This window comes from Hyphomonas atlantica corrig. (assembly GCF_017795365.1).
In the GTDB taxonomy this organism is placed as follows: Bacteria; Pseudomonadota; Alphaproteobacteria; order Caulobacterales; family Hyphomonadaceae; genus Hyphomonas; species Hyphomonas atlantica.
The window spans coordinates 1,181,853-1,195,648 of the sequence record NZ_CP051254.1; the positions used below are offsets into that span (position 1 = coordinate 1,181,853).

Annotated in this window: 13 protein-coding genes; 8 read left to right on the forward strand and 5 right to left on the reverse strand. The window is 58.2% G+C overall.

Annotation, left to right across the window (positions count from 1 at the left end; all coding sequences use genetic code 11):
* The first annotated feature begins 68 nt into the window (after positions 1-68).
* The 5 genes from HF931_RS06005 to HF931_RS06025 all read left to right on the forward strand — a co-directional run bounded on the left by HF931_RS06005 (position 69) and on the right by HF931_RS06025 (position 6,469).
* Positions 69-1,904, forward strand: a complete 1,836-nt coding sequence (locus HF931_RS06005; protein ID WP_273242432.1) for an ABC transporter ATP-binding protein — start codon at positions 69-71, stop codon at positions 1,902-1,904.
* An 87-nt stretch (positions 1,905-1,991) separates the two neighbouring features.
* Positions 1,992-2,867: a flagellar motor stator protein MotA gene (motA, locus tag HF931_RS06010; protein WP_273242434.1), complete on the forward strand. Its 876-nt coding sequence runs from the start codon at positions 1,992-1,994 to the stop codon at positions 2,865-2,867.
* A gap of 53 nt (positions 2,868-2,920) precedes the next feature.
* Positions 2,921-3,931, forward strand: coding sequence for an endonuclease/exonuclease/phosphatase family protein (locus tag HF931_RS06015; protein WP_273242435.1), 1,011 nt, complete (start codon positions 2,921-2,923; stop codon positions 3,929-3,931).
* Between the two features lie 38 nt (positions 3,932-3,969).
* The gene (locus HF931_RS06020) at positions 3,970-4,494 is read left to right on the forward strand and encodes a hypothetical protein (RefSeq protein ID WP_035548261.1); all 525 of its coding nucleotides are present in this window, start codon (positions 3,970-3,972) and stop codon (positions 4,492-4,494) included.
* Positions 4,495-4,540: 46 nt separating this feature from the next.
* Positions 4,541-6,469, forward strand: a complete 1,929-nt coding sequence (locus HF931_RS06025) for a cation:proton antiporter (RefSeq protein WP_273012715.1) — start codon at positions 4,541-4,543, stop codon at positions 6,467-6,469.
* Here HF931_RS06025 and HF931_RS06030 read toward each other — a convergent pair.
* Positions 6,466-7,185 carry a M48 family metallopeptidase gene (locus HF931_RS06030; RefSeq protein ID WP_273012716.1) on the reverse strand — a complete coding sequence of 240 codons (720 nt, stop codon included), beginning with the start codon at positions 7,183-7,185 and terminating at the stop codon, positions 6,466-6,468. The two genes, HF931_RS06025 and HF931_RS06030, sit on opposite strands and share 4 nt — an antisense overlap.
* 69 nt (positions 7,186-7,254) lie before the next feature.
* On the opposite strand from HF931_RS06030, the gene HF931_RS06035 reads away from it, so the two are divergent.
* On the forward strand, positions 7,255-8,874 hold the full coding sequence (locus HF931_RS06035) for a hypothetical protein (protein ID WP_273242438.1): 1,620 nt from the start codon (positions 7,255-7,257) through the stop codon (positions 8,872-8,874).
* A 92-nt stretch (positions 8,875-8,966) separates the two neighbouring features.
* A complete protein-coding gene (locus tag HF931_RS06040; protein WP_273242440.1) occupies positions 8,967-9,788 on the forward strand; it encodes a TIGR00282 family metallophosphoesterase in 822 nt (273 codons plus the stop codon).
* Positions 9,789-9,846: 58 nt separating this feature from the next.
* On the opposite strand, the gene HF931_RS06045 is transcribed toward HF931_RS06040, so the two are convergent.
* The gene (locus HF931_RS06045) at positions 9,847-10,485 is read right to left on the reverse strand and encodes a peroxiredoxin (RefSeq protein ID WP_273242442.1); all 639 of its coding nucleotides are present in this window, start codon (positions 10,483-10,485) and stop codon (positions 9,847-9,849) included.
* A gap of 126 nt (positions 10,486-10,611) precedes the next feature.
* Here HF931_RS06045 and HF931_RS06050 point away from each other — a divergent pair, with 126 nt between their 5' ends.
* A complete protein-coding gene (locus tag HF931_RS06050; RefSeq protein ID WP_273242444.1) occupies positions 10,612-11,142 on the forward strand; it encodes a SixA phosphatase family protein in 531 nt (176 codons plus the stop codon).
* Between the two features lie 89 nt (positions 11,143-11,231).
* Here the strand turns inward: HF931_RS06050 and HF931_RS06055 are convergent, their stop codons facing one another.
* The 3 genes from HF931_RS06055 to HF931_RS06065 all read right to left on the reverse strand — a co-directional run bounded on the left by HF931_RS06055 (position 11,232) and on the right by HF931_RS06065 (position 13,649).
* Positions 11,232-11,537 carry a UrcA family protein gene (locus HF931_RS06055; RefSeq protein ID WP_035547441.1) on the reverse strand — a complete coding sequence of 102 codons (306 nt, stop codon included), beginning with the start codon at positions 11,535-11,537 and terminating at the stop codon, positions 11,232-11,234.
* A 98-nt stretch (positions 11,538-11,635) separates the two neighbouring features.
* The gene (locus HF931_RS06060; RefSeq protein ID WP_035547437.1) at positions 11,636-11,818 is read right to left on the reverse strand and encodes a hypothetical protein; all 183 of its coding nucleotides are present in this window, start codon (positions 11,816-11,818) and stop codon (positions 11,636-11,638) included.
* A 274-nt stretch (positions 11,819-12,092) separates the two neighbouring features.
* Positions 12,093-13,649: an FAD-binding domain-containing protein gene (locus HF931_RS06065; RefSeq protein WP_273242446.1), complete on the reverse strand. Its 1,557-nt coding sequence runs from the start codon at positions 13,647-13,649 to the stop codon at positions 12,093-12,095.
* Positions 13,650-13,796 lie beyond the last annotated feature (147 nt).

A 13,796-nucleotide genomic window follows, 5' to 3' on the forward strand; every position in this document is an offset into this window, starting at 1 on the left:
CGGCCTTTTTTTGGCTTTCTGCAGACCGGGCGTTGCGGCCTTCGCCGTCCCGTATACAGATTGCGATCATGGCTATTCTTTCTGTCAAAGATCTACGGGTTTCCTTCGACACGCCGGACGGTGTGGTCGAAGCGGTCAAGGGTATCAGTTTCGATGTCGCCAAGGGCGAATGCCTTGGCATTGTCGGCGAAAGCGGTTCGGGCAAGAGCCAGTCGGCCCTCTCTGCGCTCGGCTTGCTCGCGGGCAACGGAACCGCCTCCGGGCGGATCGAATTTGACGGCATCAACATGCTGGACGCACCGGACGCGACGCTACGCGACATTCGCGGCGCGCGCATGTCGATGATCTTTCAGGATCCGCTGACCAGCCTGACGCCCCATATGACAGTGGGCGCGCAGATGCGCGAAGTGCTGGCCCTTCACAAGGCACTGAAGGGCGAAGCGGCAGACCGCCTCTGCGTCGAGTGGCTTGAGAATGTGCGCATTCCGGAAGCGGCTCGCCGGATGAACCAGTTTCCTCACGAACTGTCAGGCGGCATGCGCCAGCGTGTGATGATCGCCATTGCCATGCTCTGCAATCCGGAACTCCTGCTGGCGGACGAGCCGACCACGGCGTTGGATGTAACGGTTCAGGCGCAGGTGCTTGAGCTGATGGACGAGTTGAAGCGTGAGACCGGTACCGGCATCGCCCTGATCACGCACAATATGGGCGTCGTCGCGCGCATGTGTGACCGGGTGATCGTGATGCGTCATGGCGAGATCGTGGAGCAGGGGAGCGTCGACGATATTTTCTATCGCCCGCAGGCCGACTACACGAAAATGCTGCTCAATGCCGTGCCGAGAATTGATGAGCCGGACCGTCCCGGTCGTCCTGTCCTGTCAGATGCTCCGGCGCCAGGCACAGAGCCGGTCCTCAAGGTAGAGGACATGAAAATTCACTTCCCGATTTCGGTCAAAGGTGGCCTGTTCGGGAAGACCAAACCGCTCAAGGCAGTGGACGGCGTCTCCTTTGACCTGAAGCCCGGCGAAACCCTCGGCGTTGTCGGCGAGTCCGGTTGCGGCAAATCCACCCTTGCGCGCGGTGTGTTGAATTTGATCCCGCCGACTGATGGCACGGTCGCGTGGCTTGGCCGGGACATCTCGAAGGCCGGGCGGAAGGAAATGAACGCCCTTCGCGATGATTTGCAGATCGTCTTTCAGGATCCGCTGGCCAGTCTGGATCCGCGCATGTCCATCGGAGCCTCCATCGCGGAACCGCTTCAGGTGCACCAGCCACGCCTGACGCGGGCCGAGCGCGAGGCAAAGGTTCGCGAAATCCTGCCGCGCGTTGGTCTCGACCCGAACCTGATCAACCGTTACCCGCACGAATTGTCGGGCGGGCAGAACCAGCGTGTAGGCATCGCCCGCGCCATGATCCTGCAGCCAAAACTGGTGATCTGCGATGAAGCTGTCTCTGCGCTGGATGTCTCGGTCCAGGCGCAAGTCGTTGATCTTCTGATCGAGCTTCAGAAGGAATTCGGCCTCGCGATGATCTTCATCAGCCACGATCTCGCGGTCGTTCGGCAGATCAGCCACCGCGTCATGGTGCTTTACCTGGGCCGCGTGGTGGAGCTCGCAGGCCGCGACGCGATCTATAATGAAGCGCGCCATCCCTATACGAAGGCCCTGATCGCGGCGGTGCCAAACGCCGATCCGACGGGTGAGCGCAATCGCGAGCGCCTGCGCCTGACGGGTGACTTGCCCAGCCCGCTGGATAGCCGGGCAGCGCTGCGGTTCATGAAATCGAAGCTGGTCGATGATGCAGATGCGGACCAGTACAAGCCGAAACTTGTGGAAGTCAGCCCGGGTCACCTCGTGGCCGAGCACGATCCGGTGATGGGTGGGGAAGGGCTTCTGGCCAGCTGATCTCCCAGTAAAATGCGGGGCTTGTAAGCTTGGCTTAAGACGAATGTGCGAGGGTCACGGTTCTAATATTGCCGGAGCCTGCGCATTTTGCCTCAACTAATCGGTCTTGTTCTCGTGCTCGTCCTCGTGATGGGTGGCCTTGCCCTGACCGGCGGGCAAGGCGTGATGCAGGCATTGCCGTTTGAACTGGCCCTGATCGGCGGCGCGGCTGTTGGCACGCTATTGATCGGGAATTCGCCCAAAGTTGCCAAAGAGGCCTTCGGCGGCTTTGTTCGTTCGTTTCAGGGTAGCCGCTGGCATCGCGCACAACACCGCGAATTGCTGGTCCTGTTGGCGACCCTGATGCGCAGGGCACGTCAGGATGGATTTGTCTCGATTGAACGCGACATAGAGAATCCGGACGATTCTGCCCTCTTCGCGACAGCGCCCGCAGTTCAGGCAGATGCGGCGGTTCGCGACATGATCTGTGATTCCTTTCGCCTGATGGCGCTGGATCTGTCCGACCCGGCGCGGGCCGAAGCGCATATGGAACAAGCTGTTGCGCTTCATGTGGATCAACGGATGAAGGCCGTGAACGCGTTGAATACGGTGGCAGATGCGCTGCCTGCGCTCGGCATCGTGGCGGCTGTGCTGGGTATCATCAAAACAATGGGGTCTATCGACCAGTCACCAGCCATTCTTGGGATGATGATTGGAACCGCGCTGCTGGGAACGTTTCTCGGTGTGTTTCTCGCTTATGGCGTCGTTGGGCCTGTTGCAGCGCGTTATGGCCAGATTGTTGAGGATGAGGCACAGCCTCTTGATATGGTACGCACCGTACTGTCTGCCTTTGGCAGCGGCGTTCAGCCCGGAATAGCCATTGAGCTCGGCCGCACAGCCATTCCCGTCGAACAGCGCCCGGACGCTGACTCTGTAGAACGCGCCCAGACGAGCGCGCGCTTTACCGAACGTGCCGTAGCCTAGCCTCACGTCCATTGCGCGTTGACCGCACTGGAATGAAGCCGCATCACCGGTAGATGCCCCAAATTCGACTGGCCACGTTCAATTGCGAAAACCTGATGATGCGGTGTGATTTCGCGCGCTCGGGTCTGGCCAATGCGCGCAGTCGCCTGACAGATGTCGATGATGCCCGGATCGCTGAGCAGGTGGACGCAGTGTTCGATGTCTTGTCGGAGGATGACCGGACCCTGACGGCGCAGGCACTCGTGGCGGCAAAGGCCGAAGTTTGTGCCCTGCAGGAAGTCGAAAACCTTGTCACGCTCACCGCATTTGACAATCGCTACGTGTCGCGCTGGGCAGGGCAGCCCTTCGGCCAACGTGTCCTGCACGAAGGCAATGATAGCCGCGGCATCGATGTCGGCCTGCTTTCGTCGCACCCTGTCGTGTTTCAGCGCAGTCACGCACGTGCCACGTTTGGCCGGCTTGGCATTCGACCGCCGAAGGGCGCATCGGTGAATGACTACGTCTTCCGGCGGGACTGTCTGGAAGTGGATATTGTGAAAGAGGGACGGCAGCTGACGCTGTTTATCTGTCACTTCAAATCCATGCATGGGGGCCGCAAGCGCACGGCCTTGGTGCGTGAAGCGGAAGCCCAGGCTGTGCGGAAGATTGTCAGTCAGCGCTTTGAGACGCCCGCGTCAGAGGATTGGGTGATTCTGGGTGACTTCAATGATTACTGGGAAGTAGACGGCAAGCCAGCCCCGTCGCACGGGCTCGGCCCATTGGTTGGCGATGGCTTTGCGGTCGATCTGGCTAGCCGCGCAATTGCCGATCCTTTTGACCGATGGACGCATCATTATAGTGGTGACGACACCTATGGTGCGCTGGACCATATCTTTTTGTCGCCAAATCTCGCCGCGCAGAATCCGGCGGCAAATGTTGAGATTGTTCGCGCTGGTTCGCCCTACCGGGCGGCGCGATACGATGGAGATCGCTTCCCCGGTGTAGGCTGGATTACGCCGAAAGCATCAGACCATTGCCCCATGGTTGCGACTTTAAAGTTTGAAGGCCGCGCTACGGCACCCTAATTTATGTGGGCTTTGGTAACCAAGGGGGCCGCAAGGCTGTGTCACGTTTTGATAAACTGATCGAGACGGTGGAGGCCTATCAGGCCCTCGCTGCCGAGAATTATGACCGGATCCGAACATTGGCTGAGGAAGTGCGCAGTGGTTTCTGCGACTATCTTGGCGCGAGTGACGGCGTTTGTGTCCATCTTGTGCCACCGGTCGGCGAGTACAAGCCGAAAGCCCACGGTGACGCCGCATTTTCCATCCCACCGCGCGGATTCCGCCTGCTCGGGCCGATTGCATTCGGCCTGGCAGTACGGGTTTCCCGCGACACCGATTGGCTGCGGCTGGTGATGAGGTGTCGCAAGATTGGCGACAAATTCATGATCCAGATCGAGGATGGCTCGGAATACGAGTTCAGCCTGCCGCTAAAAGACGCCGATCCTGAGCCATTTTACGACCATCTTTATCAGCACATCCTGCTCTGGTTCTCAGACCATATCGAGCGCTACAAAGTGGGCGACTATGGAACCCGTGAGATCGGATTCGACTTTGCTGATGACATAAATGCCGCTCAAGCCTAGTTTTTTGACGAACTGGTGGGCAGGGTGGACCTAGAACGGGGCTGGTATGGACCAATTTGATTTTGCACTGGCGGCCGCGGGGTCCAGCGAGTTGATCTTTGCGTGCGCATTGATTGGCGCACTCGGCATCGGCGCACAATGGATTGCATGGCGCATTCAGGCGCCGGCCATCGTGTTGATGGCCTTGGCAGGTCTCGCCGTCGGACCGCTGTGGACGGTCATTTTTGGCGAGCCGCTGCTCAATCCGGAAAAAGTGTTCAATGGCGGCAGCAATGAGTTGCTCAGGCCGATTGTGTCACTGGCTGTCGCGGTCATCCTGTTTGAGGGTGGTCTCGTTCTGAAATTCGAGAATTTGCGCGATGCGGGCGCTGCCGTGCGTCGCATGGTGTTCCTGGGCGGGCCACTGGCGTGGGCGTTGGGTACATTTGCCGCGCACTATGCAGCGGGCCTTGATTGGGGCAGTTCCGTTGTGTTTGCAGGCGTGTTGGTGGTTACCGGGCCGACGGTGATCATGCCCTTGCTGCGGCAATCAAAGCTTGGGGGCCGAACGGGTCAGTTCCTGAAATGGGAAGGCATCGTCAACGACCCCGTTGGTGCGTTGTTCGCCGTTGCCGCGTTCGAGATCATCCGCGTGGCGGCGACGGGCGAATCCATTCTTGGCAAAGGCGCGATGATCATCGTTGCTGCGGCGCTGGGTGTGGGTCTCGGGTTTGCGTTTGGCTGGGCGATTGTCAGGGCCTTCCGTCAGGGCTGGACACCTGAATATCTCAAGGCGCCGATCATCTTCGCCTCGATTATCCTTTGCTACGCTCTGGCAGAAATGATCGAGAAGGAAATCGGTCTTGTGGCTGTGACGGCCTACGGCATGACGCTGGCCAATTCGCGGCTCGCGGGCCTCGCAGAGCTACGAAAGTTCAAGGAAGACATTGCAGTATTGCTTGTCTCGGGCGTGTTTGTGATCCTGACCGCGAATTTGACGCCGGATGTTATCCGCCGCGCGTTGACGTGGAACACGCTCGCCTTCCTGATGGCGATGCTGTTCATTGTGCGTCCGCTTTCGGTTTGGATCGCGACCTGGGGCACCCTGAAGCGCAATGAGGCCATCCTGCTTGGCTGGATCGCGCCGCGCGGTATCGTTGCTGTCGCTGTGTCCAGCCTGTTTGCAACCCTGCTTGAAGACCTCGGTCGACGCGGGGATTCTCGTTTTTACTTCTCCGGCGCCGAGCAGATCACTCCGCTTGCTTTCGCTATGGTGTTTGTCACCGTCGTCCTGCACGGATTCACGATTGGCCCGCTGGCGCGGCGTCTTGGTCTGGCGCGGAAAGAGCGACCGGGCGTTCTGCTGGTCGGCGTGAACCCGTGGAGCATTGATCTGGCGAAGGTACTGAAAGATGTCGGCATCGAGCCGATTCTTGCCGACAACAATTGGCGACGCCTGCGGCCAGCACGTGAGGCGGGACTGAATACGTTCTTCGGGGAAGTCCTGTCTGAAGAGGCCGAAGTGCGCCTCGACCATGCGGCGTTTGACCAGGTTGTCGGCCTGTCTGCGAACGAGCCCTACAATGCGCTCGTTTCCGGGCATTTCGCACCGGAACTTGGGCGGCATCGAGTCTATCAGCTGTCTGCGCAAGACACTGAGGAAGAGGATCCACGCGCCATTGGCATGGGTACGCGCGGACGCACCCTGATCCGTCGGGGCAGGGGGTATGACGGCCTGATCCGCGATCACTATCGGGGCTGGACCTTTGGCAAGACGAAGCTGACCGAGGAATACGATCTTGCGGAGTATCGAAAGGATCGCCCGAAAGCCGATATCATCGCGGAAATCCGCCCGGATGGCACCTTGATCTTCCTTGGGCCGAACCGTGAGGCGCGCGGCGGCGACGGAGTCACCCTGATCAGTTTCGGTCCGGCACGTGAAATGGAAGTTGCAAAAGAGCCTGAGGACATCAGCACTGACGGCAATCAAGGCTAGCTGCCTGCGGCCTGTAGCGTGGCACCATGAACCCGCAACCAGTTGCGATGTGTCTTCCAGTCCACGCAACAGGTGGAAACGTGGGCCCAAAAGCGGGGCGAGTGGTTCATTTCCAGCAAGTGCGCGCACTCATGAGCCGCGACATAGTCAAGGACAGCTGGCGGCGCCATGATGAGTCGCCACGAGAAGGACAGTTTTCCATCTGCGGTGCACGATCCCCAACGTGAGCGCGTGTCTTTCACTGATATCTCGCTATAGGTCACGTTCAGGCGGGCGGCATGGCGTTTTACGGCGCGGGTGATGTCTGCGCGGGCCTGCTTCTTCAGGTATCTCGTCGTGCGTAAATGCAATGTATCGGGATCGCCCGGGGCGCATAGCGTATTCGGATCGCCGGGAACCAGGCGCGCGACGCGGCCGTCCCCAATGGCGGTCAGACGACAAGGCGCGCCGCGATAGGAAATCACGCTGCCTTCCTCGAAACTGACTGCATCGGGCAAGTGCCGCAACCGGCTGTGAATCCAGTCAACGCGTTCAGCCGCAAAGGCTGCCGCGTCCTTGATCTGACGGCGTGAGGGCGCAACAGCGACCGCTTCCCTGCGGCGTTCATCCAGCCGAAGGATCAAGCGCCGCGCTTTCGAGTTCACTTCGAGGCGAACGCGGATCTCGTCCCCGTCCGGTCCACTCAGTGTCACGGTCTGGCCATTGTTGTATGGCATGTTAATAATCTCACATTAGGTGACGGGCGCACTCGATACGCTGGCATCAACTATTTTAAGGGACCAAACATGAAATATCTGCTCACAGGCGTTGCCGCCATCGCCATGCTTACGGCTTGCGGGGACAATGACAAGCCAGATGATGGTGCAAGCTCAGAATATGCTGTGCAAGACATCACAGCGCGCGCGGGTGACCCGGCAACTGCACCGCAGGCATTGGCCGCTTTCGCGCTGGATGGGTCCGATTCGACGCGTCTCACATTCGCGGGTAGCGACATCAAGGGCGACAAGGCCGTATTCACGGATGTGACGCTTTTGTCGGCCGATGATGACGACGATTCAGACGAGGACGGCATCGATCTTGATGGCACCGTCGTAAAGGCGAAGAAGCTTGAGCTTGATGGCCTCGCAATGGTCGACGGGAAAGCAAGCTTCTCGAAGATGGTCATGAGCGACATTTCGCTCGTTCCGACAGACCCGGAAGAGGCTGAAGAGGGAAGCGCAACGATTGGCTCGATCCAACTTGTAAATCCTTCACCTGAACTGGCAGCCTGGGTCGCGAGCGCATTCAGTGATGCTGATCATGGTGACCTGCCGACCGGCGACGCCCTGTCGTTCGACCTCTGGTCAGTTGGCGATGTTAACATGCAGATCAATGAAGAAGACGGCGAGACTGGTACCTTCCTGATCGATGCCATTTCCGTCAGTGGCCTGAAAGACCGCAAGGCAGCGGGGATGTCCCTCAAGAACATGAAGTTCGACATGTTCGACCCGTCTGAAGACACGACCGTGAAAGCGAATATCGGTGATGTCAGCGTCGAAGGCTTCGACTTTGCGGTATTTGCACCGGAAGAAGGCGAAAGCCTAGAGGACAGTTTTGAGTCAGGCTTCATGTCTGGACTGAATGCTCAGGACCCTGCGAATCCAGGCTACAAGTCCATCAGCATGAAGGACCTCAACTTCGACGTATCCGGCGTCAATTTCGATATGCCGTCTCTCGTTTCCAAAGTGAGCCACGACAAACAGGGCCGCGCGGTGAAGGTCGTGACCGAACCGGTGAAGATGGTGCTGAATGCAGGCGATGGCGAACTTGGCCAACAACTGGGTACGCAACTTGCGACGCTCGGCTATGAAAAGCTGGAGCTGACCATGGCGAGCGAGCAGTCTTACGATCCGGATGCTGACATTGTGACCTTGGCCAAGGGCAAGAACTACTGGGAGCTCAAAGATGGCTTCCGCCTCGATTTTGGTGCCAAGTATGAAGGCGCCAGCGCAATGGCGGCTGCGCAGGCAGAGCAGGGTGACGCATCTGCAGACCCATCTGCCATGATGGATGCTGTCATGGAGAAGCTGACGATCCATTCGCTTGACCTGGCGCTGGACGATGATGGCATCGTGGATCGTGCCTTCAACGCATACGCGGCCCAGAGCGGCGAAGACCCGCAGCAATTGCGCAATCAGACTGCTGGCATGTTGGCCATGGCTCCGATGATGGCTGCTGGATCCGGTATTGATCCGGAATTGGTGACAGAAGCTGCAACAGCTCTGTCCAGCTTCATCACCGATCCGAAAACCTTGACGCTGTCGTTGAACCCGGCTGCGCCGCTGAAAGTATCAACGCTGGCAGACATGGAAGATCCGTCCGGTCTGACCAAGTCGGCGCTCGGTTTCTCGGCCTCCAACGAATAGGTCGCCAGGCAAACCAGACGTATAGGCGCGTGCATCCCGTGTGGGTGCACGCGCTTTTCTTTGCGTGCTAGTCGAGGCATAGACTGGCTGTCATGAAACTGGCTTTTTTTGGAGATGTGGTCGGAAAGCCCGGCCGGCAGGCCGTGTTGGACCATCTACCGGGTCTGAAAGCGCGTCTGCGTCTCGATTTTGTCGTTGTAAATGCAGAAAATTCTGCGGGCGGCTTCGGGTTGACCAGCGCTATCGCGGAGGAGTTCTTCGCGGCTGGCGCGGACTGTCTGACGCTGGGGGACCATGCCTGGGACCAGCGCGAGGCGCTCACTTATATTGAACGCGAACCGCGTCTGCTGCGCCCATTGAATTATCCGCCGGCTGCCAATGCGCCCGGTAAGGGCGCAAACCTGTTCAGCCTGTCCGATGGCCGCCGCGTGGGCGTGATCCAGGTTCAGGGTAACGTGTTCATGAAACAGGTGTTGAGCAATCCGTTCTCCGCGGTGGATGAAGCGCTCGATTCAATGCCGCTTGGCGCTGTGGCTGATGCGGTGATTGTGGATATGCATTGCGAGGCGACCAGTGAGAAAATGGCGATGGGCCATTACTGTGACGGTCGGGCCAGTCTGGTTGTTGGCAGTCATACGCATGTGCCAACCGCCGATACGATGATCCTTGAAGCAGGTACGGCCTATCAGACAGATGCTGGCATGTGCGGTGACTATGATAGTGTGATCGGGATGCAGAAGCAGATCTCGCTCTATCGCTTCGAGACCCAGCTTCCCGGCGAACGTTATCAGCCGGCCCTGGGCGAAGGCACACTCTGCGGAACCTATGTTGAGACAGATGATGCGACCGGGCTTGCGACCCGTATCGAAGCCATTCGCGTCGGCGGAAGGCTCAGCGATGCAGTGCCTTACTGACCTCTCCTGAAACTGAAGCGCCCCGAGACCTCGGTCTCAGGGCGTTCGTGGAACCGAGTTATTTCCCCGGCTGCGCAGTGTAGCGGAGATAGGGTTTCACCGCCTTGTAACCTGACGGGAAAAGCCGATCGATCTCGTCAGGATCTGTCAGCGATGGCACGATGATCACATCATCACCGTTCTGCCAGTTCACAGGAGTCGCAACCTTGTGATTGTCGGTGAGTTGAAGGCTGTCGATGAGACGCAGGATTTCGTCAAAGTTCCGCCCGGCACTGGGCGGGTAAATTATGGACGCGCGAATTTTCTTGTTCGGATCGATGACATACACAGCGCGCACGGTGACTTTCGCGTCCGCACTTGGGTGGATCATGTTGTAGAGGGTTGCCACGCTCCGGTCCGGATCCGCGATGATCGGGAATTCCACGGTTGTGTCTTGGGTTTCCTCAATGTCGGAGATCCAATTCTTGTGGTCCTCCAGACTGTCGACGGAGATCACCAGTGCTTTTGCGCCGCGCCTCGCAAACTCCTCCTTGAGTTTAGCTGTATAGCCGAGCTCCGTGGTGCAGACAGGTGTGAAATCGGCCGGGTGAGAGAAGAAGACCACCCAGTCTTCGCCAATCCATTCGTGAAACCGAATGCGGCCTTCTGTCGTGTCGGCTTCAAAGTCCGGGGCAACGTCGCCAATCAGAAGGCTCATATTACCATACTCCTGTCTCTTGATTTCTGACAGGAAAGTGGTGCCTAAGAAGAAGCAAACCAATGCGCAGCATCTCAAGCTGTCGATAAGTTTTTCTAATGCCCGGTCAGGGAAGAAGGAATTTGAATGAAACGTCTCATTCTCATGCGTCATGCCAAGACCGAACCCTGGGCAGAAGGCATTGACGATTTTAGCCGGGCGTTGACCGAGCGTGGGAAAGAAGATGCAAAGCGCATGGCCGAGGAACTTGTTGCCACCGGCTGGAGCCCCGAACGCATTCTCGTATCAACTGCGCGTCGGGCGCGGGAGACCTGTTCTGAAGTGGCGAAGATTGTGGAGGGCGAGAAGGTACGCCCGATGGAAAACCTCTATCTCACCGGCGTTCGCGGTCTGACCGAGGCCATCTGCCACAATGACGGGGCAGGTACCCTGATGGTGATTGGGCATAACCCGGGACTGCATGATTTCGCCATGGAGATTTTGCGCGAAGCCGGGAGCCAGGATCATCAGGAATCTGTCAGGCTGATCGAGAAATTTCCGACCAGTTGCTGCGCTCTCTTCGAGAGTGAACAGGACGGGGCCTTTCTGCCGGTCCATTTCAAACTGACTCAAATTCTGCGTGCGAAGGACCTTCGCGAGGCTGATGCGTCACTCTGACGAAAAAAGCCCTGCCGGTGAAGGCAGGGCGGAGATCCTGGTCGGTCAGGCGGTTTGGAGAGGCTGAGACCCTGCCGACCGGATCAGTGCTAGTTTGATTGGTAGTGCACGTTGGTGAACGTGTCGTGGTCCACGTAAGCGACGACCTTCTTCATCATTTTACGTTCGCATTGGCGCACAGCCAGCGCTTTTCCGAAATTGTAAGCGACGTGTTCTGAAGTACACCGAGCGTTCACTTCGTCGCGGATACGGTCGTACTCTTCCTGGGCACCGACAACCGTTTCCAGTTGCGTACGGTTCACGTCGATTTCCATCTTGAATTCATCTGACGCGGCAAAGGCTGGCGCGGTGGCGACGGAAGCGGCGACGGCAAGAGCGGTGAAAATGCGGATCATGGCAGTATTCCTTTCGAATTTCGGTGAGATAATCAGGGCAGGGTGGCTGGCGCCGCATCGATCAGGGGATTGGGGGATGCGGCGCCAGCAGGACAGGCTTAGCGGGCTTCGCGGCGGGCGAAGCGACGGCGGCGGCGGACCAGAAGGTTCTGACGACCCTCCGCTGTGACATCATTTGCCGGCCGGGTCCGGTGAGTTGCCTCTCCGGTCATGATGGAGAGGGCCATCATGCTTTCGGTGGCTGGTACGGCGATGTCGCTCTGACGGGCGCGGGGGATCATGATTTTCAATTCCTTCTAGCTTTCTGTTGATGTCCTTGGCGAGACCATCCCGCCGCCGACACCCTCTATCTAGGTCAGAAATTATCGAAAATCAATAAGTTTTTATCGAAAAATAATAAATGCCAACAAATTCAAGGCACTGTTGTTTGCCGAATATCGATATGGTTGCGCGTTTTTCAAGTCAAGCGATGCCGAATAAACTGGAGAAGAATTCATGCAATGCATTGTAGCGCTGAATCGATGCGACAAGCGGAACCCGTTCCGTTCGCATGGATCAGGCATGGCCACCCAAATCGAAGCTGAGCTGAACCGACTTGGCAGGTAAGGCGTGGACACGTCCAGACTTCGACATGCCCGCCCTGCGCGCCATATTCGGCCGTGCCGGAACACCAAATGGCAACGCATGCGAACTTTGCTCAGGGAACAGGTGACGGCGAGCCGCCCTGGCCGCAGCCATATGATCAACCATTCTCATCGGATAGGATTGGCCCAAGACAATGCCCTTCTCGGCGAGCAGACTTTTTGGGGCATCCCAAGGCGAGTGGATCAGCGCGTCCGGCAGGTCAGCGATTTCAGGTATCCATTTTCGAATGAAGGTGCCCTCAGGATCGCGCATCTGGGAGTGTCGTACCGGATTCGGAATTTGCCCGACCGGGTGTGAGCTGACGCCGACAACTTTCCGTGCGTTCCCATAGAACAGGGCCCCGTCAAAATCGGTGGAGAGCCGCGCCAGATGCTGGGCAGGCGCAGTCGGATCCAGCCAGAGATGGCACGTCGCGAATGACAGAAGCAGGCTGCGCAACTCCGATTCGAGGCGTCCGGTGGCCTGAAGGCAGCGCATGCTGGCATCAAGAAGTGGGAAACCTGTGCGGCCACTGGCCCAGGCAGCCAGACGGGGATCTGCCGCGCCGACCATTTCACGTTTGAAAATATCATTTGGAAGACCGGCATTCTCAACCTGCTCATGCCGTGGTTTGGCGGTGAGCAGGCGAGACCTTTGTTCCAGATTCTCAACAAATGCGTCGAGCGAGGCGGCAAACGTCTCATCCCCATCGGATAGAAGGGCACCTTTGGCACGCATCGCCGCCTGCCAGACCTCGCGATCCGATAATGTGCCCCAGTTCAGGTAGGGGGACAGGCCGGAGGCAGATGATTCCCGGTCCGTAACAGAGAGATTGCGTTTGGAGGCCGGCCGTCCGCGACCTGACAGATATTGGCGCAGCTGAAGCACACCATTGGTGCGGCCTCCAGTCTGGCGGCCTGCACATGCGTCGTCACCCAATCCGTAATCTGATGCGACCGGCCAGTCTTCCGACACCATATCCGGCGTGTCCAAGTTTTCCGGTGCATTGAGACGTGGCTGGCGCATGTAGTGCCGGAAAGCGGTTTCCGACTCTCCCGGAGTTAATGGCATCGCACGCCTTATGGCCTGCTCGCGCAGTGGGATTCCGGCTTTCATGGCCCAGCTGCGGACGTGCTGAACGCGTTCCGTCTCTTCCGGATCGTGACTTGCCGCATGGAAGTGGAGGGAGGCGATCCCGTACTGGGTGTGAATTTGCGACAGGACTTCGGCTGCGTTGCCGGATCTCAGGCACAACTTGCTTCCGCGTTTGCGCAGGGCGCCGTCGAGATCTGCAAGGGATTCCAGAAGAAAGTCGAATTGGCGGCCGGATGTGTCCGGGCGATGCCAATGCCGGGTATCAAAAATGTAGAGGGGCAGGACCTGCCCGCCTGATGCGCAGGCGGCCACGAGGGCTGCGTGGTCATGCACCCGCAAGTCTCGTCTGAACCAGATGACATGTAGATCGTTCATGGAACAAATATAGAACATTGTTCCTCTTTGTCCAATCTTTTCGGCGCATGCGCTAATTCATTGCGAAACCGAAACAAATTCAACTTCTGGTTTCTTGCAGGTCAATGGTAAAGTTCGTCTTTACCATTTATGGGCGCTGAGGGAGTTACTGCGCGGGATCGTTTC

Bases quoted from the DNA above. Each gene is read 5' to 3' on its own strand.
- HF931_RS06055 (WP_035547441.1), bottom strand. From the start codon at position 11,537: ATGATCCGCATTTTCACCGCTCTTGCCGTCGCCGCTTCCGTCGCCACC.
- HF931_RS06040 (WP_273242440.1), top strand. From the start codon at position 8,967: ATGAAACTGGCTTTTTTTGGAGATGTGGTCGGAAAGCCCGGCCGGCAG.
- HF931_RS06015 (WP_273242435.1), top strand. From the start codon at position 2,921: ATGCCCCAAATTCGACTGGCCACGTTCAATTGCGAAAACCTGATGATG.
- HF931_RS06005 (WP_273242432.1), top strand. From the start codon at position 69: ATGGCTATTCTTTCTGTCAAAGATCTACGGGTTTCCTTCGACACGCCG.
- HF931_RS06035 (WP_273242438.1), top strand. From the start codon at position 7,255: ATGAAATATCTGCTCACAGGCGTTGCCGCCATCGCCATGCTTACGGCT.
- HF931_RS06065 (WP_273242446.1), bottom strand. From the start codon at position 13,649: ATGTTCTATATTTGTTCCATGAACGATCTACATGTCATCTGGTTCAGA.
- HF931_RS06045 (WP_273242442.1), bottom strand. From the start codon at position 10,485: ATGAGCCTTCTGATTGGCGACGTTGCCCCGGACTTTGAAGCCGACACG.
- HF931_RS06025 (WP_273012715.1), top strand. From the start codon at position 4,541: ATGGACCAATTTGATTTTGCACTGGCGGCCGCGGGGTCCAGCGAGTTG.
- HF931_RS06030 (WP_273012716.1), bottom strand. From the start codon at position 7,185: ATGCCATACAACAATGGCCAGACCGTGACACTGAGTGGACCGGACGGG.
- HF931_RS06050 (WP_273242444.1), top strand. From the start codon at position 10,612: ATGAAACGTCTCATTCTCATGCGTCATGCCAAGACCGAACCCTGGGCA.
- HF931_RS06060 (WP_035547437.1), bottom strand. From the start codon at position 11,818: ATGATCCCCCGCGCCCGTCAGAGCGACATCGCCGTACCAGCCACCGAA.